Below are 21,788 nucleotides of genomic sequence, written 5' to 3' on the forward strand. Positions count from 1 at the left end.
AATTTATGTCCTTTCGGGGTGCTTAACGCTGCGCCAGCGACCAAGTCGGGCCGTCTGGGGTATCGGTGATGGTGATGCCGGCGGCCGCGAGGCGGTCACGGACGCCGTCGGCAGTAGCGAAGTCCTTATCTGCACGCGCCTGGGTGCGCCGCTCCAGCTCAGCTTGTACCAGCGCATCCAGCGCAGCATCCGCCCCGCTAGCTTGCGCTCCATCTTCCCACTCCAACGGGTCAAAACCAAGTACGTGCGCCATCGCGCGCACCTGGCCGGCCAGCGTGCGTGCCTCGGCTTCATCACCGGCCGCCAGCGCCTTATTGCCGGCGCGGACGGTGGTGTGGATTTCCGCCAAGGCCTTGGGCACACCGATGTCATCATTCATCGCATCTTCAAAGCCCTGCGTCCATTCCCCGAGCTCCAAGTCATCGAAGTGGCCAAGGAAGTCCTCAATGCGGCGGTAGCCGGCGGCGGCCTCGGTCAGCGCGGCTTCGGAATACTCCAGCACGGAGCGATAATGCGCCGAGCCCAGGTAGTAGCGCAGCTCCACCGGGCGCACCAGCTCGAGCATATTCGGGATGGATAGCACGTTGCCCAGCGACTTCGACATCTTCTCGCCCGACATCGTCACCCAGTGGTTGTGCATCCAGTAGTTAGCGAACTTATCGCCGGCCGCGTGCGACTGTGCAATCTCGTTCTCATGGTGCGGGAACTGCAGGTCCAATCCGCCACAGTGGATATCGAAATTAGACCCTAGGTAATAGGTGGACATGGCCGAGCACTCCAGGTGCCAGCCAGGGCGGCCGTCGCCCCACGGGGTGGGCCAGCTGGGCTCGCCCGGCTTGGCGGCCTTCCACAGGGCAAAGTCCTGGGCACCGCGCTTGGCGGAATCCTCGCCTTCGCCCTGCTCCATTTCCTCCACTTTATTGCCGGACAGCGAGCCATAATCGGAGCCTTCGGCCTTAGTCCAGGCGGCAACGTCGAAGTAGACGGAGCCGTCGGCGGGGTAGGCAAAGCCGGCGTCGATAAGCCGCTGCATATAGTCGACCATCTGGGTGACAAAGCCGGTCGCGCGCGGCTCTACCGAAGGTGGGATAACGCCCAGGGTGTTATACGCCTTGGTGAACTCGCGCTCGTAGGTGGACACCCACTCCCACCAGGGACGATTATTCTCGGCCGCCTTGGTGAGGATCTTGTCATCAATATCGGTGACGTTGCGCACTAGAGCTACGTCGTAGCCTTGGGCGAGCAGCCAGCGGCGCAGAATGTCGAAGGCGACGCCGGAGCGCAGGTGCCCAATGTGCGGCTGCGCCTGCGGGGTGGCGCCGCACAAATAAATCGAGGCGTGGCCGGGGCGAATCGGCTCGAAATCGCGTTGGCTGCGGGTGGCTGTGTCATAAATGCGCAAAGTACTCACGCCAACCAGTCTAATTGACGCGTGCACGGGGTTAGTGTGGTGGGCTAGGCGCGCCAGACGACGGCCGTGGCAACCGCCGCGCGGCCCTCCTTCCGGCCGGTGAAGCCTAGGTGGTCCGTCGTGGTGGCAGAGACGGACACGGGGGCACCGAGGATTTCGCTTAACACAGCCTCGGCCTCTGCACGGCGCGGGCCCATTTTGGGGGTTTGGCCGATAAGCTGCGCGGCGGCATTGCCGATGATGAACCCTTCGGATTCGAGCAGCTCGCGGCACTCGCGCAGCAGCTGGGCACCAGCGACGCCGTCATATTCGGGGCGGCCGACGCCCACGAAGGAGCCAAGGTCGCCGAGGTGGGAGGCGGATAAGAGGGCGTCGACAAGCGCGTGCGCTACCACGTCCCCGTCGGAATGGCCCTCGCAGCCAGCATCGCCCTCGAAGAGCAGGCCGGCGATCCAGCAGTCCTTGCCGGCCTCGATCTGGTGGGCGTCGGTGGCGATGCCAACGCGCGGGATAATCGGGTTAGTCATGGGCCTCCTCGGTCAGGGCGTGGGCCAGGGTGAGATCGATGGGCGTGGTGATTTTGAACGCCAGGGTATCGCCCGGCACGGTTGCCACGCGCTCGCCGTGCCATTCCATGAGGCTGGCGTCGTCCGTCGCGGTAAACTCCGGCCGCTGGGCCCAATAATCCAGGTTGGCCTGGCGCAGCGCAGAAAGGCGGAATGCCTGCGGGGTTTGCACGGCGCGCAGGCGGGAGCGATCGGGAGTGCCAATCACGGCGTCGGCCGCGACTTCCTTGATGGTATCGGCCACGGGAACCACCGGCACGGCCGCGGGGGCGCCTTCCAGCACGCGCTTGGCGACGCCCCGCACCATCGCCGGCGGCGTCAACGCCCGGGCCGCATCGTGGATGAGCACCACGGCGTCCGCGTCCGGGATTGCTTGCAGGCCGGCCCACACGGAATCGGCGCGCTCGCTGCCGCCGTGTACGAGGCGGATGGGGGCTGGGGTGGCGGCGATTGTAGCGCCAGCGGTGTCGATGCGGCCGATGATGCGCGCGGCCTCGGCTTCCATGTCTGGGCTGACCAGCACGATGGCCTCTTCAACCACACCGGAGGCCAGCAGCGTCCGTACGGAGCGCTCCAGCAAGGTGCGGCCACGCAGTTCGACGAAAGCCTTTGGCACCTCGGCGCCGAGGCGGGTACCCTGCCCGGCGGCCGCGATGAGCGCGATGACGCGCGGTTTAGTCTTCGTCGTCGAAGGAGAGGTCATCGAGATCGATGTCGTTGTCGATATCGGTGGTGATGGACTTATCGTCTACCAAGCCGGCCGCGCGATGGCGCTCGATGGTGGCATCGATTTCTTCCATCATGGTATCGGCCTTCTTCTCATCGACCGGCTTGGCCAGCGCCAGCTCGCCTACCAGAATGGTCCGGGCCTTACCCAGCATGCGCTTCTCGCCGGCCGAGAGGCCACGGTCCTGATCGCGGCGCCACAGGTCGCGCACAACCTCGGCGACCTTATTGATATCGCCGGAGGCGAGGCGCTCCTGGTTGGCCTTATAACGGCGGGACCAGTTGCCGGCCTCTTCGACGTCCTCGTCACGCAGCACGGAAAAGACCTTTTCTAGGCCCTCCTTGCCCACAACGTCGCGCACACCGACGTTATCGGCGTTCTTAATGGGCACGCGGACGACTAGGTCGGACTGGTTGATGTGCAGCACCAGGTATTCCAGCGTTTCGCCGCCCATCTCGCGGGTCTCGATATCCTCGATAACGGCCGCACCGTGGTGCGGGTAGACGACGACCTCGCCGACCTTATACTCCATTGCCACTCCTTGTTTTCCCGTTTTATCCCGGTTGACTAAGGCCGCCATTTTATCACGAGCAGCCGCCCCGCCTGCGGATACCCCCGTATACCCCCACGGTCTACCCGCCCGGTTTGGGACAAACTGTGTACTTTAATGCGAAAGGGACTAGGCTAAAGCGTTGATAAGCCCTGTGATCGCAATTGATGGAGGATGCTCAACGTGCAGTCCCTGAAGTCCGCCGCCCGCCGCGGTGCCATTATTTCCGTTACCGCCGTCTCCGCTCTGGCGCTGGCTTCTTGCTCGGCGGGTCACGTCACCCAGACCGCTGAAAAGGTGGCAGCGGTCGATGGCGCTTCTGCAAGCACGGATGATAACAAGGTTGCAGTTCGCGATGTCACCATCTTGGTAGAGCCGGATGGCAGCGCAGCGTTGAAGTTTAGCGCGGTCAACCAGGGCTATGACACCGACGTCGTCTCCTTGGAATCCGTCAAGGTTGATGGCCAGAGCGTCGAGATGAAGCAGACCAAGCCGCTGCACCGCGATCAGTCCATCATTGCTGATTCCCAGAAGAACCTGGAAGCCCACCCCCAGCAGGATTCCGAAACCGTCCAGTACATCGCCACCAAGCTGAAGAACGATGACTTTGGCTACGCCGGCGACCGCCCGGTTACCTTCAAGTTCTCCAATGGCTCCGTTGATGTAAACGCCACCATCGCTGCCACCCAGATGCAGTCCGGCGAATTCGATCGTGATGTCGAGTCCCCAGAGGGTTACTCCGAGGCCCCGAAGGACTAAGCCGCAGCGCTTCCGCCCCCAGCCTCCCTTTCCGGGCTGGGGGCGTTTATGTGTTTTAGGCTAGAAGCTATGGCCAAGAAATCTCGCCCCATCCATACCTGCTCCGAATGCGGATACGTCTCCCCCAAGTGGCTCGGGCGCTGCCCGGACTGTGGGTCGTGGGGAACGTTGGAGGAAAGGGCACCGGTGGTGGCGAGCCCGGGGGCAGGGGCGTCGGCAAGCAAGGGCGTGGCGCCGTCGAGCCCGGCGCAGCCGATTACCAAGATTGGGGCGCAGGCGACAAAGACGGTGCGCACCGGCATCGGCGAGCTCGACCGCGTCTTGGGCACCGGCATCGTGCCGGGTTCGGTGGTACTTATGGCCGGCGAGCCCGGTGTGGGAAAATCCACGCTGTTGCTGGAAGTAGCCTCGCGGTGGGCGCAGCTCGGCCGCACCGTGCTCTATGCGACGGCCGAGGAGTCCGCCGGCCAGGTCCGCTCCCGCGCCGAGCGCACCGGGGCGCTGCAGGAATCGCTGTATTTGGCGGCCGAGTCCAACTTGGATGCGGTCTTTGGGCACGTCGATAAGCTTAAGCCGAGCCTTATTATCGTCGACTCCGTACAGACCATGCACGCCGTGGGTGTGGAGGGCGTATCCGGTGGCGTGGCGCAATCGCGCGCGGTGACGGCCGCGCTGACCTCCCTGGCGAAATCCACCGGCATTCCAGTGCTGCTGGTCGGCCACGTGACCAAGGATGGCAATGTGGCCGGCCCGCGCGTGCTGGAGCATCTTGTCGACGTCGTCTTAAACTTCGAAGGCGACCGCCAATCCAGCCTGCGCATGCTGCGCGGCATCAAGAATCGCTTCGGCGCCACCGATGAGGTGGGCTGCTTTGAGCAGACGGCCGGCGGCATTCGGGAGGTTGCAGACCCCTCTGGGCTCTTCCTCTCGCACCGCGGTACGACACCGGATGGCTCGGCCGTGACGGTCGCGATGGACGGCGTGCGGCCGATACTGGCAGAAGTACAGGCGCTGACGGTGGACCCGGTGGCGAAGAACCCGCGGCGCGTGGTTACCGGGCTAGATTCCAATCGCGTGCCGATGGTGCTCGCGGTGCTGCAGGCGCGGGCCGGCCAGCGCACCAACGACAAGGACGCCTACGTGGCCACGGTGGGTGGGATGCGGATTACGGAGACCGCGACGGATTTGGCGGTTGCGCTGGCGACGTGGTCCTCGCTGCACGAGCAGCCGCTGCCGGCCAAGACGGTAGTCATCGGCGAGGTCGGCCTGGCCGGCGAGTTGCGCCCAGTATCTAATGTGGAACGGCGCTTGATGGAGGGCGCGCGGCTGGGCTACAAGCACGCGCTCGTCCCGCGCGGGGATATCGAGCCGGTCGAAGGCATGCAGGTGCGCCAAGTGGCGACGCTGGGGCAAGCCATCGCTGCAGTGTCGGGGTAGCGCCTAGCGCAGGGTGAAATCCTGCGGCGGGGAGGAGTTATCGCCGATGACGGTGTGGGCAAAGTAGGCACCGGGCTCGGCCGCAGGGCGGTTGGTGCATTCGCCCGGCTTGGAGGCTTGGCGGGACCATTCGGCCTCGAATTTAACGTCCTTGCCGGCCGGGAAGGTCTGCGATCCGGTCTGCACGGAGGCATAGCAATCCGTATCGGACCACACGCGCTCATTATCGGCCATCTTGTAGACCTCGAAGCGCAATAGGTTCTTATCAAGGTCGATTTTGCAGTCCGCGGCCGTGGGGTTGGTGACGGTCATAAAGAATTTCGGCAGCTCGCCTTCCGGCACGGAGTAGTTCAGCATTGAGGTGCGGACATCGAGATCCGCGAGGTCGCAGGTTTTCTTGGCTGCCTCGGAGCTTGCAGGCGCAGCGCTCGACGGCTCGCTTTCGGCCGCCTTGCTTTCCGAATCCCCCTCGGCCGACGTCTCCGTCTCTGAGACGGCCGCGGAGGATTCCGGGGCGACAGAGGAGGAGGTTTCTTCAACTGCGGACGTAGGCGCAGGTGCGGCGGTATCGGCCGGCTCGTCGCTGCTGCCCCCGAAGGCGGCCACGGCCGCCCAGATCAGCACCACGGCCAACACGAGCACGATGATGAGCGCAGCCACGCGGCGGCGCTTGTAGATCTCTTCTGGTAGGGGCTTTTTCTGCGTCACGCTGTCAATTTTAAGCGGTGGGCGCGGGCCGGTGCGCTAAGCCCGCGCCGCGTGTCAGGCCGCTACTTCACGCCAAGGGTCTGCAGCGTCTCCACGCTGGAGTCCTCCAGCAGGTAGCGCGCGCCGACAACGCCCAAGGCGCCCTCGTCGAGCAGGCGGCGGACGTTGGGAACGCTGGCGACTAGTTGGGCGACGGTCTGGCGGGTGTGTTCCCGTTCGACGTCGTCAGTCGTGGCCTTTGAGCCTGCTACCAGCGCGGAGGCAGCGACCTTTTCAATGATGGGGCGCTGCAGGCCGGTGGGCAGCTCGCCGCCGCCAACAAAGCCGGTAGCCGCACCGACCGCGCCGCAAGATTGATGGCCCAGGACCACCAATAGGTTGGGCTTGAGGGCGGCGAGGGCGTAGTCGAGGGAGGCTACGACGGCGTCGTCAAGAATGTGGCCGGCGGTGCGGATGACAAAGGCATCGCCGAAGCCAATATTGAATACGTGCTCGATAGGGGCGCGGGAATCGGAACAGGAAATGACCACCACGCGGGGATCCTGGCCGTGGGTCAGGCCCTCGCGGTTATAGATCTCGCGCACGTCGACGGTCTCGCCGTCGAGAACGCGCTGGTTTCCGGCCTGGAGGGCCTCCCAAACGGCCTGGGGTTCGTGGGCAACATTACGTAAAGGCATAGGCCACATTCTAATGCCTTAGACTATCCCTCACGATGGATACGCAAGCTCTTCTTTCCTGGTTCGATGCCAATGAGCGCGACCTGCCGTGGCGCCGACCTGGCACCAGCGCCTGGGGCGTGCTGCTCAGTGAGGTCATGAGCCAGCAAACCCCCGTCGCCCGCGTGGCCCCCGTGTGGGAGGAATGGATGCGGCGTTGGCCCACCCCTGCGGACTTCGCACAGGCTACCCGGGCGGAGGTGCTGCGCGCTTGGGGCAAGCTGGGCTACCCGCGCCGCGCCCTGCGCCTGTGGGAGTGCGCGGGGGTAATTGGCATCGGCGAGGTTCCCGCGGACGTCGATGAATTGCTACGCCTACCAGGTATTGGGGACTACACCGCGCGCGCCGTGGCGTGCTTTCACTATGGGGTAAATGTGCCGGTGGTCGATACCAATGTGCGGCGGGTTTATGCCCGGGCGGAAGAGGGCCGGTTCTTGGCGCCGCAGCCCGCGAAGCGGGAGTTGGCGGCCGTAGCCGAGCTTTTGCCGGCCGAGAATGGGCCGCGCTTTTCGGCCGCGCTCATGGAGTTGGGCGCGCTAGTGTGCACGGCAAAGAACCCCTCCTGCGAGCAGTGCCCGCTGCGCGCAAGCTGTGCGTGGCAGTTAGCTGGCCGGCCGGAGCCCAGTGCGCAGGAGCAGGCGCGGGCGAAAAAGCGCGTGCAGAAGTTCGTGGGCACGGACCGGCAGGTGCGCGGCAAGATTTTGGATGTGCTGCGCGCGGCGGATGGGCCGGTGCCCCAGTCCGAGATTGATGTGGTCTGGCCCGATGCGGCACAGCGCTCTCGGGCGTTGGCTTCGCTGCTTGCCGACGGCCTCGCCGAGCAAAACGACGCCGGCCTATTCCACCTACCCATTTAGGGAGTTAATAACGGCCGGCTATATTCGCAGGTCGCGATCTTGCGGGTGTGATCTGTTTAACGCCACCGACCGCGGAAATTGAAGCCGCCGGGTAGATTTACCCACATTCCGCCGCGGGAATTAAACGTTACCGGCCCTACCTTGGTAGACATCGAGGCTCCGGAGCCAGAAACGTTGATCCAGCTATTCTTGCCGGTCTTTTTTCTTGAACGATACTGAAGTCCCATGGGCATTTATTTTAGCAATTTCACCTCCACCGTTCCTACTGACCAGTAGGTTTTGGATATGGAAAAGATTTGCATAAGGCTTTTGGCCGTTTGTTCACTAATTCTCGGTACCCTCTTCGTTCCGCCGACAGCGCAGGCGGCGGTGACCTCGGCCCGGCCTTCGCCGCATGTGCTCGATGGCGTCGGCCGCGGGCAGGTATTCACGTATGACACCACTACGGATGATGGTCGGCCGATTCAGGCCTCGGCAACCTTATACGAGCCGAATACACCGTGGCGCGGCAAAGGCGAGCGGCCGACCATCATCTTCGCGCCTGGTACCCGCGGCGCAGGCGACCAGTGCGCGCCGTCGCGTGCCGGCATGGGCCTGGGCTCGGTGGGGCTAAGCAAGGTCGGCTCCCCCACCATCAACGCGAACTACGAGTACGGCTTCTACATGGGTGCGCTCCAGCATGGTGCCCGAGTCATCGTGGCGGACCTCATCGGCCTTGGCATGCCGGGGCACCACACCTATGTCAATCACATTGAAGAAGCGCACGCCATGCTCGATGCCGCCCGCTCCGGCCTGGAGCTGGCCCACGCTCCAAAGGACGCGCCTATTGGCTTTGCGGGCTACTCTCAGGGCGGCGGTGCCTCGCTGGCCGCCGCGGAATTCGCCGACTCTTATGCGCCCGAGCTGAACGTGGCCGGTACCTACTCCGGCGCGCCGCCGGCCGACCTACCAAAGGTGATGAAGGCCATCGACGGCTCCTCCATCGTCCATGTGCTGGGTTACGCCATCAACGGCTTTGCTGAGCGCGACCCCAAGTTCCGCGATGCGGTCCTAGAAGAGCTCAATCCACGCGGCATTGATTTCCTGCGTTCGGCGGCCACCAGCTGCACGGGTGACTCCATCCTCATGTGGGGCTTTAGCACTACCCGCCAGCTCACTCGCACAGGGGAATCACTCTCTGATCTTGTGGAGCGCAAGCCCATCATTAAAGAGACCCTGCTACGCCAGAACCTAGGAAAACATGCGCTGAAGGGACCGGCGTTGATCGCCAGCTCGCCGCACGATGACCTCATCCCGCATGAACAAGTTCGGTCCACCGCAGGGGCGTACTGCCAGATGGGCGGGACCGTGGACTTCATGGCCGCGCCTGGTACCGCAACGATTCCGGGCGCCGGCGCCGATCACGCATTACCTCTATACGTTAATATCCCAGTGGGCTTGAAGTATCTCTTTGACCGCTTCGACGGGAAACCGGCGCCGTCGAATTGTGCGGGCTGAGCCGGCCCAGAAGATCCGAACCGCTCGCAACGCAAAACCACCCAGCCTCGCAGAAAGCGAGATGCTGGGTGGTTTTAACTCGTGCTCCTGATTACATCGGCTGGCCGGCGCCTGCTGGCGGCGGGTTGTGGCCGCCGTCATCAGAGTCGGAGTCAGACTCTAGGTCGGTGCCGGCGGCGGCGGAACCGCCATCGCCTGGGACGTCGGGGCTGATGGTGTCGGGCTCGCCGGAATCGGTGGGCTCGGCGTCGTTGTCGCGCACCTCGGCGTCGTCAAGCTGTAGCTCCTCAGTGTCCTCCGGCAGAGGCTTCGGGCGTGGGCTAAAGGTGAACTTCGCGCCCGTATTGTCCTTGGACTCGCCGTCCCAGCCTTCGACGTCGACGGTGATGATCTCGCCGGCGCCGATTTCGCCGAAGAGGATCTTCTCGGAGAGCTGATCCTCGATCTCGCGCTGGATGGTGCGGCGCAGCGGGCGAGCGCCCAAGACAGGGTCGAAGCCGCGCTGGGCCAGGAGGTTCTTGGCCTTGTCGGTGAGCTCGATGCCCATATCGCGCTCATCCAGCTGCTTGGCCACGCGGCCGATGAGCAGCTCGACCATCTCCACAATCTGCTCCTGGGTGAGCTGGTGGAAGACAACGATGTCATCGATACGGTTCAAGAACTCCGGGCGGAAGTGCTTCTTCAGCTCGTCGTTGACCTTCTGCTTCATCCGATCGTACTGCGCGTCCGCATCATTCTCGGAGGAGCCGGTAAAGCCCAAGCCCACCGGCTTCGAGATGTCCTGGGTGCCCAGATTCGAGGTGAAGATAAGGACGGTGTTCTTGAAGTCGACGACGCGCCCCTGGCCGTCAGTAAGCCGGCCATCTTCCAGCACCTGCAAGAGGGTGTTGTAGATCTCCTTGTGGGCCTTCTCGATCTCATCGAAGAGCACAACGGAGAACGGCTTGCGACGGACCTTCTCGGTCAGCTGGCCGCCCTCTTCGTAGCCAACGTATCCCGGAGGGGCACCGAAGAGGCGGGAGGCGGTGAAGCGGTCGTGGAACTCGCCCATATCGATCTGGATGAGGTCATCATCCGAGCCGAAGAGGAAATTAGCCAGGGACTTCGACAGCTCGGTCTTACCCACACCGGACGGTCCGGCAAAGATGAAGGAGCCGGACGGGCGGCGCGGATCCTTAAGGCCTGCACGGGTGCGGCGGATGGCACGGGAGACGGACTTGACCGCCTCGTCCTGGCCAATGATGCGCTTGTGCAGCTCTTCTTCCATGTTGAGCAGGCGGTTGGATTCCTTCTCCGTCAGCTTCAGCACAGGGATACCGGTCCAGTGCGCCAAGACCTCTGCGATCTGGTCCTCGCCCACCTCGGCGATTTCCTCAAGGTCACCGGAGCGCCACTGCTTTTCCTTTTCGGCGCGCTCCTCGCCCAACTTGCGTTCCTTATCGCGCAGGCCGGCTGCCTTTTCGAAGTCTTGGGCATCGATGGCAGCTTCCTTTTCCTTGCGGACCTCGGCGATGCGGTCATCGACCTCGCGCAGGCCCTTTGGCGCGGTCATGCGCTTGATGCGCATGCGGGCACCGGCCTCATCAAGGAGGTCGACGGCCTTATCCGGCAAGAAGCGGTCATTGATGTAGCGGTCCGAGAGGGAGGCTGCAGCGTGCAGCGCTTCGTCCGTATAGGAAACGCGGTGGTGTGCCTCGTACTTATCGCGCAGGCCCTTCAGGATCAGGAAGGTGTCATCCAGGGAAGGCTCGTCTACCTTGACCGGTTGGAAGCGGCGCTCCAGCGCGGCGTCCTTCTCGATGTGCTTGCGGTACTCATCCAGGGTGGTAGCACCGATGGTCTGCAGCTCGCCGCGGGCCAACTTTGGCTTCAGCAGCGAGGCAGCATCAATGGCGCCCTCGGCAGCACCAGCACCAACCAGGGTGTGGATCTCATCGATGAACAAGATGATATCGCCGCGCTGATTGATCTCCTTAAGGACCTTCTTCAGGCGTTCCTCAAAGTCACCACGGTAACGGGAACCGGCCACCAGGGAGCCCAAATCCAGCGAGTACAGCTGCTTATCCTTGAGGGTCTCCGGCACCTTGCCGTTAACGATGTCGAGCGCCAAGCCCTCGACGACGGCGGTCTTACCAACGCCCGGCTCACCAATGAGGACCGGGTTATTCTTCGTGCGGCGAGACAGCACCTGCATGATGCGCTCTACCTCAGACTCGCGGCCCACGACGGGATCGAGCTTGCCGTCCTTGGCGGCCTGGGTAAGGTTGCGGCCGAACTGATCAAGGACCAGGGAGTTGGAGCGTTCACCAGAACCACCAGAGCCGCCGCGGCCGCCAGCTCCGGCACCTGCACCAGCGCCCGCGCCCACCGGACCGGAGCCCTGGCCATTAGAGGAACCACCCTCCTGCTGGCCGCCCTCATAACCGGAGAGCAGCTGAATAACCTGCTGGCGCACACGCGGCAGATCCGCGCCGAGCTTGGTCAGCACCTGGGCGGCGACGCCGTCGCCCTCGCGAATGAGACCAAGCAAGAGGAACTCAGTACCGATGTACTTGTGCCCCATCTGCAGGCCCTCACGCAGGGAGAGCTCCAAAACCTTCTTGGCACGTGGAGTAAAGGGGATGTGGCCGGTGTGCGGCTGGCTGCCTTGGCCGATGATTTCCTCGACCTCGCGGCGGACATCCTCCAGGGAGATACCCATGGACTCCAGCGCCTTGGCGGCTACGCCTTCACCCTCATGGATAAGGCCGAGCAGGATGTGCTCGGTGCCGATGTAATTGTGGTTAAGCATGCGTGCTTCTTCCTGCGCCAAAACGATGACGCGGCGAGCACGATCGGTAAACCTCTCGAACATGATTCCCCTATACTTTCGCTTCTAATGTGGTACCCACTCTAACGCGGCAATCCGCCGATAATTTCCGGTTTTGTCCCCAGATGCCCGCAATGCCTCGAGAATCCACCATCCTCGCAGCTCACACGGGTGTACGCCGGTAGCGAACAGGGGCACGGGAATGTAATCTAGAATCGTTTTATTGTTCCCTGCCCTCTCCCGCATTGTTTAAGGAAATCTCGACCGTGCCCCAGCTTCCTGAGTTCTTTGCCACCCAGCACAACTTGCACGAATTGGCCGTAGTGGATGACGCCCCTTCCTCCACACTCTTCGCCGTAGAAGACGGAACCACCCACCAGCGGTTGAGCGTGGAGATCTTTGCCCCGGGCACCACCGGCATGGTGGAAAAGTCCACCGCGTTGCACGGATTGCATCACCCAGCTATCGCACCGCTGGTCGGCACGGGCACCACCGCAGACGACCAAGAATTCATCGTGCGCGAGGGTTTTTCCGGCACGCAGCTTTCGCAGCTGCCCAATAACCTCAGCCGCGAGGATGCCGTGGAGGTCTTCGGCCCGCTGGCGGGTGCGGTGGACTTTTTGGTTTCTCGCAATCAGGCGGATTTTGCGGTGCATGGGCTGAGGGAGGCCCGAGTGGGCGTCGATAAGCAACGCCAAATTTCGGTGCTGGCCGCGGCCGGCCCGTCTGGTGAGGAGCACGGCGATGCGGTAGCGGCATTTGAAGAGCTCGTCGCCCGCAAGTGCCCAGAGTATAAGCCCACCGGCAATGCGGGTAGTGCCAAGGATGTGGTGGCTGACCTGCGCCCGCAGCGCGAGTTTGATACCGCGCAGATTCCGCGCGTGCAGGAGCCGGAGCCGCGCCCACAGCAGCAATTCGCCCCACCGCAACAACAGCAACAACCGCAACCGCTGGCGATGGCACAGCCCACGGCGCAGCAGCCGATGGCCCCGGCGCCGAAGAAAAAGGGCAAGGGCGGACTCATTGCGCTCATCTCTGTATTGGCAGTGGCCGCGATTGCTGCGGCGGCCGCGCTGTGGTTCTTCCTGTCCTACCCCAGCTGGAATGACAAGGAGCAAAACCTGGCGGATGCCTATCCAAACCTGGTGGGCTCGCGCAGCGGCCAGGACGGCTTCGATGGGGCAAAATGCTCGTCGCGCGATCCGGAAACTGGCCAGGAGGCAAAGATTTCCTGCGTGGGCGATGGGTTTAGCTATATCGTGACCTACTACCCCAGCGTGGAGGAGCGCGACGCGATGCTTCCCGACGCCGAACCGGTCGAGCTTTCCAATGACCAATGCACCATCCAAAGCTTCGAGACTACTGCGGATGTGCCTACCTATGTCATGGCCGTTGAAGGCACACAGTCCGCATTCTTGGTGTGGGGCGATAGGGCCGAGGATGAGCGACTGAACCTGCCGCTATGTGCCTCTTAACCGCGCCATAATTTCAGGCCCGCATGCCACGCGTGCGGGCCTCTTGCATGCTCTGGTGGCTAGTTTGCGGATGGCACCCGCTTTAGGAATGGGGCAAGCACCACGACCACGATCGAGAGCACTCCAGCGAAAAGGAAGGCCCAGTGCGCACCGTGAGCGGTGGCGGCGGCCTCATTCATGCCTTGGGCGGCACCGGACTTGGTGCCGCGGGTGAGGAAGGTCATCAAAAAGGCGGTGCCGGCTGCGCCCGCCAGCTGCTGGAGGGTATTGAGGATGGCAGAACCGTGGGAATAGAGATCGTCCGGTAGGGAGGCCAGAGACGTCGTCATCAGCGGCGTCATCATGAGCGCAATGCCAAGGGCAAAGAGGACATGCATGCCAATGACCATCCATACCGCGCTGTCCTGGCTAAGTAGGGTCATCAACCAAGTTCCTGCGGCGAATATCAGGGCGCCGGGGATCATGAGCGGGCGGGGTCCGTGGACATCATAAAGGCGGCCGACCAAAGGCGAGATGCCGCCTTGGAGCAATCCGCCAGGCATGACGACGAGCCCGGTAACCAAGGAGCTTACCGCCAGAGAGGTTTGCAGATAGATGGGCAAAATATTGACCACGCCGAGCAGCAACCCGAACATGAGCAGCATGCCAAGTACCGCCACGGTGAAGTTCGGGACCGTAAACGGGCGCATGTCCAAAAGGGCACGGTTATCTTTGGCTAGGCGCAGTTGGCGGCGGGTAAATAGCGCTAGAGTCACCAAGCCAACCGCGAGGACGATGATGTCACCTACGCCATCGCCATCCAGCATGTTCTCGATGGAGGAAACAGCGTATACAAGCCCGCCAAAGCCGACGATGGACAAGATGACGGAAGGGAAATCCAGCGGGGTATCACGCTTATCGCCCACGTTGACTAGGCGGAAGTAGCCTGCGGCGCAGATGAGACCGAGCAACGGCACCATGGCCCAGAAAATGACATGCCAGGTAGAAACGCTCAAGATGACGCCACCTACCGTGGGGCCAAGCGCCGGGGCGACGGAAATGACCACGGAAATAATGCCCATGACGCTGCCGCGGCGCTGCGGCGGGACGAGGGTCATGGCCACCGTCATCAGGGTGGGGATCATCAACGCTGTCCCGACAGCTTGAAAGACGCGCCCCGCGAGTAAGACACCGAAGGCGGGGGCAAGGGCAGCCAACACGGTACCGGCTAGGAATACCCCAGACGAGGCCAGAAAGATCTGTCGGGTGGTGAACTTATCCATGAGAAAACCTGTGGTAGGGATGACCACGCCCATGGTGAGCAGGAAACCGGTAAGCAGCCACTGCGCAGAGGTGGCTAGGATCCCATAGTCCGCCATGATGGTGGGCAGCGCCACCGAAAGTGCGGTCTCGTTCAGGATCATCACCATCGCACCAAGGACGAGGATGGTGAGGTTGATTTTTACCTCTGCGGAAATGTGGGGATCTGGTTTCTGAGACACCCAGACAGGATACTGAGGCCTCGGGTATGGGGAAAGTCGGGGAGTATAATTTTAGTGTCTTCATTCGCGCGGTGATTCCGCGCCACCCAAGTACACAGAGAGGCCATCCCAGTGCGTTTTCTCAATGATTCCCACCCGCCGTATGAACTGACCTACTCCGATGTCTTCATGGTGCCCAGCCACTCCGAGGTGGGCTCGCGCCAGTCGGTGGATCTCACTACCGAAGACGGCACTGGCAACACCATCCCCCTCATCGTGGCCAATATGACCGCGGTGGCCGGACGCCGCATGGCTGAGACCATCGCTCGGCGCGGCGGGCTGGCCATTTTGCCGCAGGATCTCTCCTTAGAGGCGGCCGCTGACACCATTGCGTCAGTAAAAGCCGCCGACTTGGTCTATGACACCCCCATTACCGTAAAGCCGCACCATACCGTGGGCTATACCAATAATCTTTTGCACAAGCGCGCCCACGGCGCCGCCATTGTGGTCGATGGTGACATGCCCATCGGCATCATCACGCCAAAGGATCTGCGCGGCCAAGATAACTTCACCGCCGTTGGCCAGCTGATGACCACGGATCTGGTCACGCTGCCGGTGGGCATAGACCCGCAGGAGGCCTTTACCAAACTGCGCAAGACTTCCCGCAAGCTGGCACCGGTGGTGAATCCAGACGGCACCCTGGCCGGCATCCTCACGCGTAAGGGTGCGGTGCGGGCGAAGATGTATAAGCCGGGCGTCGACAAGCAGGGCCGCCTGCACATTGGTGCTGCGGTGGGTATTAACGGCGATGTGGAGGGCCGCGCCCGCGCCTTGGCGGAGGCCGGTGCCGATGTGCTGGTCATCGATACCGCGCACGGGCACCAAGACAGCATGCTCAGGGCACTGCGCAAGGTCAAGACCCTGAACCTGGGGCTTCCCATTGCCGCAGGCAATATCGTGACGGCCGAGGGTGTGCGCGAGCTGGCAGCGGCCGGCGCCGACATCATCAAGGTCGGTGTGGGCCCAGGCGCGATGTGCACCACCCGCATGCAAACTGGTGTGGGCCGCCCGCAATTCTCGGCCGTTCTGGAGTGCGCCGCGGCCGCCCGCGAGGTTGGCGCCCACGTCTGGGCCGACGGCGGTGTACGCGACCCGCGCGATGTCGCCCTCGCCCTAGCCGCAGGTGCATCCAATGTAATGATCGGCTCTTGGTTCGCCGGCACTTTCGAATCCCCAGGTGACCTACACAAGGACGCCGACGGTGCCTTCTACAAAGAATCCTTCGGTATGGCCTCGCGCCGAGCTGTGCGCGGCCGCAACTCCGATACCGAGGCCTTTGAGCGTGCCCGCCGCGAGATGTTCGAAGAAGGCATTTCTACCTCCCGCATCTACCTCGACCCCGAACACGGCGGCGTGGAGCACCTGGTGGACCGAATCATTTCTGGCGTGCGTTCCTCGTGTACCTACGCCGGCGCCGATTCTTTGGCCGCCTTCCGCGAGCGCGCCACCGTGGGCGTGCAGTCCGCTGCCGGCTTTGCTGAGGGGCAGCCACGGGCCACGAACCGTTGACAGGCTGCATGCTACGTTGACAGATATGTTGACTCGCTATGACCACGCGGCCTCCCGCGCGGCCGCGCAGGTTATGGGGCAGTACTCCACCAGTTTCTCACTGGCCACGCGGCTTCTGCGCGGGCGGGTGCGCGCCGATATCCGCCACCTATACGCGGTGGTGCGCATTGCAGATGAGCTTGTCGACGGCGCCGCTGCCCAAGCCCACACCGACCCCGCCGCCGCATTGGATGCCTACGAAAAGACCATCCTGGCTGCACCGCAGCAGCGACTGCACACGGATCCCGTGGTGCACGCTTATGCGCTTACCGCTCGTCGCTGCGGTTTCCAGCGCGAGCACCTTGCTGCATTCTTTCGCTCCATGCGCGCTGACCTTAATCAGCACGAATATTCCACGTCGGAGCTGCAGGACTATATTTACGGCTCGGCGGAAGTAATTGGGCTTTTGTGCCTGCAGATCTTCTTGGCCGAAGAAAACGTCTCCGCTGCCGACCGCGCCGCCATGGAGCGTGGTGCCCGCGCGCTGGGGTCAGCCTTTCAGAAGATTAATTTCCTTCGTGACCTTGGCGAAGACAGCTCAACTTTGGGTCGCACCTATTTTCAGCAAGCACCATCCGGGCACATAGATGAGGCCACCAAGTCCACGCTCATCGCGGAAATACGCCAAGAGCTCGCTACCGCCGCGCTCACCATCGACTTGCTGCCGGCCTCTGCGCGGGTGGGTGTGAGCGCGGCGGCGGATATCTTTGCCGAGCTCACCAATCGCCTTGCCGCCACCCCGGCTACGGACCTTGCCACCTCACGCGTATCCGTGCCGAACCACACCAAGGCTTGGCTAGCAGCCCGCGCAGTACGACGCCGCGGACACAGCAGCCAAACCCCACACCCAGCCGGAGATTAAGGAGAACGTCATGCACGCCGTCGTCATTGGAGCCGGCATCGCCGGTCTCGCCACCGCCGCTTTGCTCGGCCGCGAGGGCTACGAGGTCACCGTCGTGGATTCGCTGGATGAGGTAGGCGGGCGTGCCGGCAGCTTCGAGGAAGCCGGCTTCCGGTGGGACACCGGCCCGTCTTGGTACCTGATGCCAGAGGCCTTCGACCACTTCTTTGCGCTCTGCGGCACCTCCACCGAGGCGGAGCTGCATCTAGTGGACCTCTCCCCCGCCTACCGCGTATTTCACGGCGATGCGCCGGTGGACGTGCGCTCCGGCATCGAAGAAGTCACCGCTCTTTTCGAGTCACTCGAGCCCGGCGCGGGAGAAAAGGTGCGCGAGTATTTGGTGCAGGCCAGCGATACCTATGACATGGCACTCAAGCACTTCCTCTACACCACCTTCTCCGCGCCGCTAAACTTGGTGCACCGCGATATCCGCAGCCGGCTTTCCCAGCTGGTGGCGTTGCTTACGGCGAACCTAAAGCAGCATGTGGGCCGGACGTTTTCTGATGCCCGCCTGCGCCAAATCTTGAGCTACCCGGCGGTCTTTTTGTCCTCCGAGCCGGCCGCCGCCCCAGCCCTGTATTCCCTGATGAGCCATACCGACTTGGTGGAGGGCGTTCGCTACCCGCAGGGTGGGTTCGCGGCCGTGGTCCAGGCCATCTACCGCCAGGCACAGAAATTCGGCGCCACCTTCCGCTTGGGCGAGGAGGTTACTTCCATCAAGGTCGCCAATCGTCAGGTCACAGGCGTGCGCACGAATAAGGGCGCTATCCACGCCGATATTGTGGTGTCGGCGGCGGACTTGCACCACACCGAGACCCAATTATTGCCACCACAGCTGCGCACCTACCCGGAGCGCTACTGGGGCCGGCGCAATCCGGGCTTGGGCACGGTGCTCATTCTGGCCGGGGTGAAAGGCGAGCTGCCCGAGCTAGCGCACCATACGTTGTTCTTTAGCGAGGACTGGGATCCGGATTTCCGCGCCGTCTATTCCGGTCCGGAGCCCACCCGACCGTTGGGGGCCTCCGAGTCCATCTACGTCTCGAAGACTTCCGCCACCGATCCAGACGTAGCCCCCGAGGGACACGAAAACCTCTTTATCCTTGTGCCGGTGCCGGCCACAGAGGCACCCGGGTTTGGAAATACCTACCACGGCGAGGAATCCAGCCGCGTTGCCGCGATTGCCGACGCCGCCCTTAACCACATCGCAGCCACGGCCGGGGTGCCAGATTTGGTTGAAAGGGTCGTCGTCAAGCGCACGCTCGGCCCGGCCGATTTTGCCGAGCGCTACCATGCCTGGTCGGCCGGATCCATTGGACCCGCGCACACGCTGCGGCAATCGGCGTTTCTGCGCGGCCGCAACGCCTCGCGCAAGGTAGGCGGGCTCTACTACGCAGGAGCCACCACCGTGCCGGGCGTAGGCGCGCCAATGTGCCTGATTTCTGCCGAGAACATTATTAAGCGCCTGCGCGGCGATAAATCCGCCGGCCCGCTTGTGCGATAGATGCTCTAGGTATCCAGCAAAACTACGCGTCCGCTCCCGCTCATGTCTAAGCATTTGGGCAGGCGGTTTTCAGGCTCTGCATCGTTTAAAAATTTCGGCGCAGAGACATCGCACTGCCAGCCATCGACTCTGAGGAAGCCACGGGTATTCATTTCCTCCGGCTTAAATTCGTGGTGCACATAGCTATCCACTACCTGCATAGCTTTGGTGCAGTTCGTACCATCAACTTGGACGTAGACGTTCTTCCGTCCCCATTTGGTATCCATCTGCTCACAGATTGTGCCCATTCTTGCAGAGCCGTTGGAATCGGGCTTAGGCGGGAAGTTATCCGCATAGTACTGACCGTTATCTTTTACGGTGAAATGATGCCCCTTTGCCGTGACCGTGAACTCGTCCGAGTTTGGGGCCTCGAAGGTAACGCCTTCAATTTCAACCTTCTCCCCTGCCTTGAGCTGTTTCGCTGGGGTCGTATCGCCTGGCTCCACCACAGCTGAGGGGAAGAACCCCGCGCCCTTATTAAAACTGACCATATTCGCCTCCCACTGCGGCTGGTCTGGATCTGGAAGTAGCGGTGGATCTGCAAATTGTACGTTGCACCACGGGCCTTCGGCCTGCTTATTGAATGAGCACCGAACCTTTTTATCGGGACTTTCAACTCCCCATGCGTCTAATTGCGCGTGTTCGGGATCTTTCGCCAGAAAATCCTTGGCCGAGCGCATCTTGAGACCGGACGAGTCCGCGTTCTTTTCTGACTTGGTAGTATCCTGCGCTGTGGTCTCTGGAGAAGAGGTTTCTGCCGATCTGGCTGCGGAGTTTTCGGTCATCTGCGGCCGAAATCGAGGTGCTTCCTCGTGACTATCATCCGTGGAACACGACGCAAGTCCGGCAGCCAGCAAAGGTAGAGCGAGGAGAGAGAAAAATCTTTTCATGCCCCGCATTTTTCCATGTGGCGGGGTATCGCGCTGGACTTCCGGGACGCGGGTGTAGGCATGAACGCCGGCACGAAATAGCAAAGCCGCCAGCCACGCGGGCTGACGGCCAGCGATGAGCCGCTGTGGGCTACTTTTGTTCCGGCTTAACCAGCGGGAAAAGCACGGTTTCGCGGATGCCCAGGCCGGTCAGGGCCATCAACAGGCGGTCCATGCCCATGCCGGTGCCGGCTGTAGGAGGCATGCCCTGCTCCATGGCAGCAAGGAAGTCCTCATCCAGCACCATGGCTTCGTCATCGCCACCGGCGGCCAGGCGGGCCTGATCCTCAAAGCGCTCGCGCTGGATAACAGGATCCACCAGCTCGGAGTAGCCGGTTGCCAGCTCGAAGCCGCGTACGTAGAGGTCCCACTTCTCGGTCACGCCCGGCTCGGAGCGGTGCTGACGGGTCAACGGGGAAGTCTCAACTGGGAAGTTCTTGACAAAGATGGGGCCTTCCAGCTGGTCCTCGCACAGGACCTCCCAGATTTCCTCCACCAGCTTGCCGTGGCCCCAGCCGCCGTCCTTCGGGACGTCGAGCCCGATGGCATCGGCAATGCCCTTGAGCGTATCGATGTCGGTATCGATGGTGACCTCCGGTTGTCCCGGGAATTTGCGCTGCAGGGCCTCGTTCAGGGAAGGATACATCTCGATCTCGGGCCATTCTTCGCCGCCGAAGTCGAACTCGGTGCCATCCGCAAGAGTCACGGTGGTCGAGCCAAAGACATCGCGGGCTACGGCCTGGATGGACTCGCGCGTCATGCGCGCACAATCGTTGTAATCGCCCCACGCAGCGTAGGTCTCCAGCATGGCGAACTCTGGCGAGTGGGAGCGGTCCACGCCCTCATTGCGGAAGTTGCGGTTGATTTCAAAGACGCGGTCAATGCCGCCGACGACGGCGCGCTTCAAGTACAGCTCTGGGGCGATGCGCAGGTAGAGGTCAATATCCAGCGCATTGGAATGGGTGATAAACGGGCGAGCGGCCGCGCCACCGTGCAGGGTCTGCAGCATCGGGGTTTCGATCTCTACAAAGTCCTGGCTTTCCAGGTAGTTGCGCAGCGCGCGCATGACCTTCACGCGGATCATGGCGTTCTTGCGGGCATCTTCGCGGATAATGAGATCGTTATAGCGCTGGCGTACGCGGGTATCTTCTGCCATTTCGGCGAAGGAAACCGGCAGCGGGCGCAGAGACTTAGCAGCCATGGTCCACTCGGAGACCATAATCGACAACTCACCGCGGCGGGAGGAAATGACGCGGCCGCGCACGGAGATGAAATCGCCCAAGTCCACGTCGGCCTTCCAAGCGTCGAGGCGCTCTTTGCCTACCTCCGCTAGGGAAAGCATGGCCTGCACCTGGGTGCCATCGCCATCCTGCAGGGTGGCAAAGCACAACTTGCCGGTATTGCGCATAAAGATAAGGCGGCCGGCAATCGCGTGGGTAACCTCGGTTTCCTCACCAGCGGCCAGGTAGGTCACGCCCTCCTCATTGCCCGGCTCTTCGCCTTCGGCCACTACGCGGAAATCATGGCGCAAATCCTTTAGGGAGATGGTGCGCTCAACGGTTACCGGGTAGGCCTCAACGCCGGATTCCAGCAGGCGATCGCGCTTCTCACGGCGGATGCGCAGCTGCTCAGGGACATCATTTACTTCAGTATTCTTCTGCTCGCTCACGTTAGCCTAGGGTAGTCGATCCCCACTGCAGCACGCGATTTAGCCCATTCCGCCCCTACCCCGGGAAAGATTTACACATAGTTCACTTCACCGTCATCTCGAGGCCAACGCACAGTTACTGAAATCCCCTTATATAAATGGCTGACCCCATGTCTTATCAATATTTTCG

Annotated in this window: 19 protein-coding genes; 8 read left to right on the plus strand and 11 right to left on the minus strand. The window is 62.4% G+C overall.

Features of this window, described 5'->3' with window-relative positions; translation table 11 throughout:
- Nucleotides 1–22 precede the first annotated feature (22 nt).
- Genes cysS through L8V01_RS09680 form a run of 4 tightly spaced genes read right to left on the minus strand, consistent with a single transcriptional unit; the run spans nucleotide 23 to nucleotide 3,236 of the window.
- A complete protein-coding gene (gene cysS, locus L8V01_RS09665; RefSeq protein WP_269946855.1) occupies nucleotides 23–1,411 on the minus strand; it encodes a cysteine--tRNA ligase in 1,389 nt (462 codons plus the stop codon).
- Between the two features lie 44 nt (nucleotides 1,412–1,455).
- A complete protein-coding gene (gene ispF, locus L8V01_RS09670; RefSeq protein WP_259886613.1) occupies nucleotides 1,456–1,938 on the minus strand; it encodes a 2-C-methyl-D-erythritol 2,4-cyclodiphosphate synthase in 483 nt (160 codons plus the stop codon).
- Nucleotides 1,931–2,680: a 2-C-methyl-D-erythritol 4-phosphate cytidylyltransferase gene (gene ispD / locus L8V01_RS09675; protein WP_269946856.1), complete on the minus strand. Its 750-nt coding sequence runs from the start codon at nucleotides 2,678–2,680 to the stop codon at nucleotides 1,931–1,933. Before ispD ends, ispF begins: the two co-directional genes overlap by 8 nt.
- Complete coding sequence (locus L8V01_RS09680; protein WP_005325718.1) at nucleotides 2,652–3,236, minus strand: CarD family transcriptional regulator; 585 nt, start codon at nucleotides 3,234–3,236, stop codon at nucleotides 2,652–2,654. The genes ispD and L8V01_RS09680 overlap by 29 nt, the downstream gene beginning before the upstream one ends.
- 192 nt (nucleotides 3,237–3,428) lie before the next feature.
- On the opposite strand from L8V01_RS09680, the gene L8V01_RS09685 reads away from it, so the two are divergent.
- Nucleotides 3,429–4,013, plus strand: coding sequence for a hypothetical protein (locus L8V01_RS09685; RefSeq protein WP_269946857.1), 585 nt, complete (start codon nucleotides 3,429–3,431; stop codon nucleotides 4,011–4,013).
- 69 nt (nucleotides 4,014–4,082) lie between these two features.
- Complete coding sequence (gene radA, locus L8V01_RS09690; protein ID WP_269946858.1) at nucleotides 4,083–5,450, plus strand: DNA repair protein RadA; 1,368 nt, start codon at nucleotides 4,083–4,085, stop codon at nucleotides 5,448–5,450.
- Between the two features lie 3 nt (nucleotides 5,451–5,453).
- On the opposite strand, the gene L8V01_RS09695 is transcribed toward radA, so the two are convergent.
- Together L8V01_RS09695 and L8V01_RS09700 are read right to left on the minus strand one after the other, a co-directional pair.
- Complete coding sequence (locus tag L8V01_RS09695) at nucleotides 5,454–6,158, minus strand: flagellar basal body-associated FliL family protein (protein ID WP_269946859.1); 705 nt, start codon at nucleotides 6,156–6,158, stop codon at nucleotides 5,454–5,456.
- A gap of 62 nt (nucleotides 6,159–6,220) precedes the next feature.
- Nucleotides 6,221–6,835, minus strand: coding sequence for a carbonic anhydrase (locus L8V01_RS09700; protein WP_269946860.1), 615 nt, complete (start codon nucleotides 6,833–6,835; stop codon nucleotides 6,221–6,223).
- Nucleotides 6,836–6,870: 35 nt separating this feature from the next.
- On the opposite strand from L8V01_RS09700, the gene L8V01_RS09705 reads away from it, so the two are divergent.
- A complete protein-coding gene (locus tag L8V01_RS09705; protein ID WP_269946861.1) occupies nucleotides 6,871–7,731 on the plus strand; it encodes an HhH-GPD family protein in 861 nt (286 codons plus the stop codon).
- A 56-nt stretch (nucleotides 7,732–7,787) separates the two neighbouring features.
- Here L8V01_RS09705 and L8V01_RS09710 read toward each other — a convergent pair whose 3' ends face one another.
- Entirely contained in the window at nucleotides 7,788–7,958 is a 171-nt protein-coding gene (locus L8V01_RS09710) for a DUF4236 domain-containing protein (RefSeq protein ID WP_080970400.1), read from the minus strand.
- Between the two features lie 58 nt (nucleotides 7,959–8,016).
- Here L8V01_RS09710 and L8V01_RS09715 point away from each other — a divergent pair, with 58 nt between their 5' ends.
- Nucleotides 8,017–9,228: a lipase family protein gene (locus tag L8V01_RS09715; protein ID WP_269946862.1), complete on the plus strand. Its 1,212-nt coding sequence runs from the start codon at nucleotides 8,017–8,019 to the stop codon at nucleotides 9,226–9,228.
- Nucleotides 9,229–9,319: 91 nt separating this feature from the next.
- On the opposite strand, the gene L8V01_RS09720 is transcribed toward L8V01_RS09715, so the two are convergent.
- The gene (locus L8V01_RS09720; RefSeq protein ID WP_269946863.1) at nucleotides 9,320–12,082 is read right to left on the minus strand and encodes an ATP-dependent Clp protease ATP-binding subunit; all 2,763 of its coding nucleotides are present in this window, start codon (nucleotides 12,080–12,082) and stop codon (nucleotides 9,320–9,322) included.
- Between the two features lie 221 nt (nucleotides 12,083–12,303).
- Here L8V01_RS09720 and L8V01_RS09725 point away from each other — a divergent pair, with 221 nt between their 5' ends.
- Nucleotides 12,304–13,512 (plus strand): serine/threonine protein kinase, encoded by a 1,209-nt coding sequence (locus tag L8V01_RS09725; protein WP_269946864.1) that lies wholly within the window; start codon nucleotides 12,304–12,306, stop codon nucleotides 13,510–13,512.
- Between the two features lie 59 nt (nucleotides 13,513–13,571).
- Here the strand turns inward: L8V01_RS09725 and L8V01_RS09730 are convergent, their stop codons facing one another.
- Entirely contained in the window at nucleotides 13,572–14,993 is a 1,422-nt protein-coding gene (locus tag L8V01_RS09730) for an MDR family MFS transporter (protein ID WP_269946865.1), read from the minus strand.
- A 111-nt stretch (nucleotides 14,994–15,104) separates the two neighbouring features.
- Between L8V01_RS09730 and L8V01_RS09735 the strand changes: the two genes are divergently transcribed.
- The 3 genes from L8V01_RS09735 to crtI are packed head-to-tail and all read left to right on the plus strand — an operon-like array spanning nucleotide 15,105 to nucleotide 18,982.
- Nucleotides 15,105–16,541: a GuaB1 family IMP dehydrogenase-related protein gene (locus L8V01_RS09735; protein ID WP_269946866.1), complete on the plus strand. Its 1,437-nt coding sequence runs from the start codon at nucleotides 15,105–15,107 to the stop codon at nucleotides 16,539–16,541.
- Between the two features lie 25 nt (nucleotides 16,542–16,566).
- A complete protein-coding gene (locus L8V01_RS09740) occupies nucleotides 16,567–17,442 on the plus strand; it encodes a phytoene/squalene synthase family protein (protein WP_269946867.1) in 876 nt (291 codons plus the stop codon).
- Between the two features lie 10 nt (nucleotides 17,443–17,452).
- On the plus strand, nucleotides 17,453–18,982 hold the full coding sequence (gene crtI, locus L8V01_RS09745; protein WP_269946868.1) for a phytoene desaturase family protein: 1,530 nt from the start codon (nucleotides 17,453–17,455) through the stop codon (nucleotides 18,980–18,982).
- A 5-nt stretch (nucleotides 18,983–18,987) separates the two neighbouring features.
- Here the strand turns inward: crtI and L8V01_RS09750 are convergent, their stop codons facing one another.
- Complete coding sequence (locus L8V01_RS09750; protein WP_269946869.1) at nucleotides 18,988–19,911, minus strand: hypothetical protein; 924 nt, start codon at nucleotides 19,909–19,911, stop codon at nucleotides 18,988–18,990.
- 130 nt (nucleotides 19,912–20,041) lie between these two features.
- Nucleotides 20,042–21,619: a lysine--tRNA ligase gene (gene lysS, locus L8V01_RS09755; protein ID WP_269946870.1), complete on the minus strand. Its 1,578-nt coding sequence runs from the start codon at nucleotides 21,617–21,619 to the stop codon at nucleotides 20,042–20,044.
- Nucleotides 21,620–21,788 lie beyond the last annotated feature (169 nt).

The organism is Corynebacterium curieae (assembly GCF_027570035.1).
GTDB lineage: Bacteria > Actinomycetota > Actinomycetes > Mycobacteriales > Mycobacteriaceae > Corynebacterium > Corynebacterium curieae.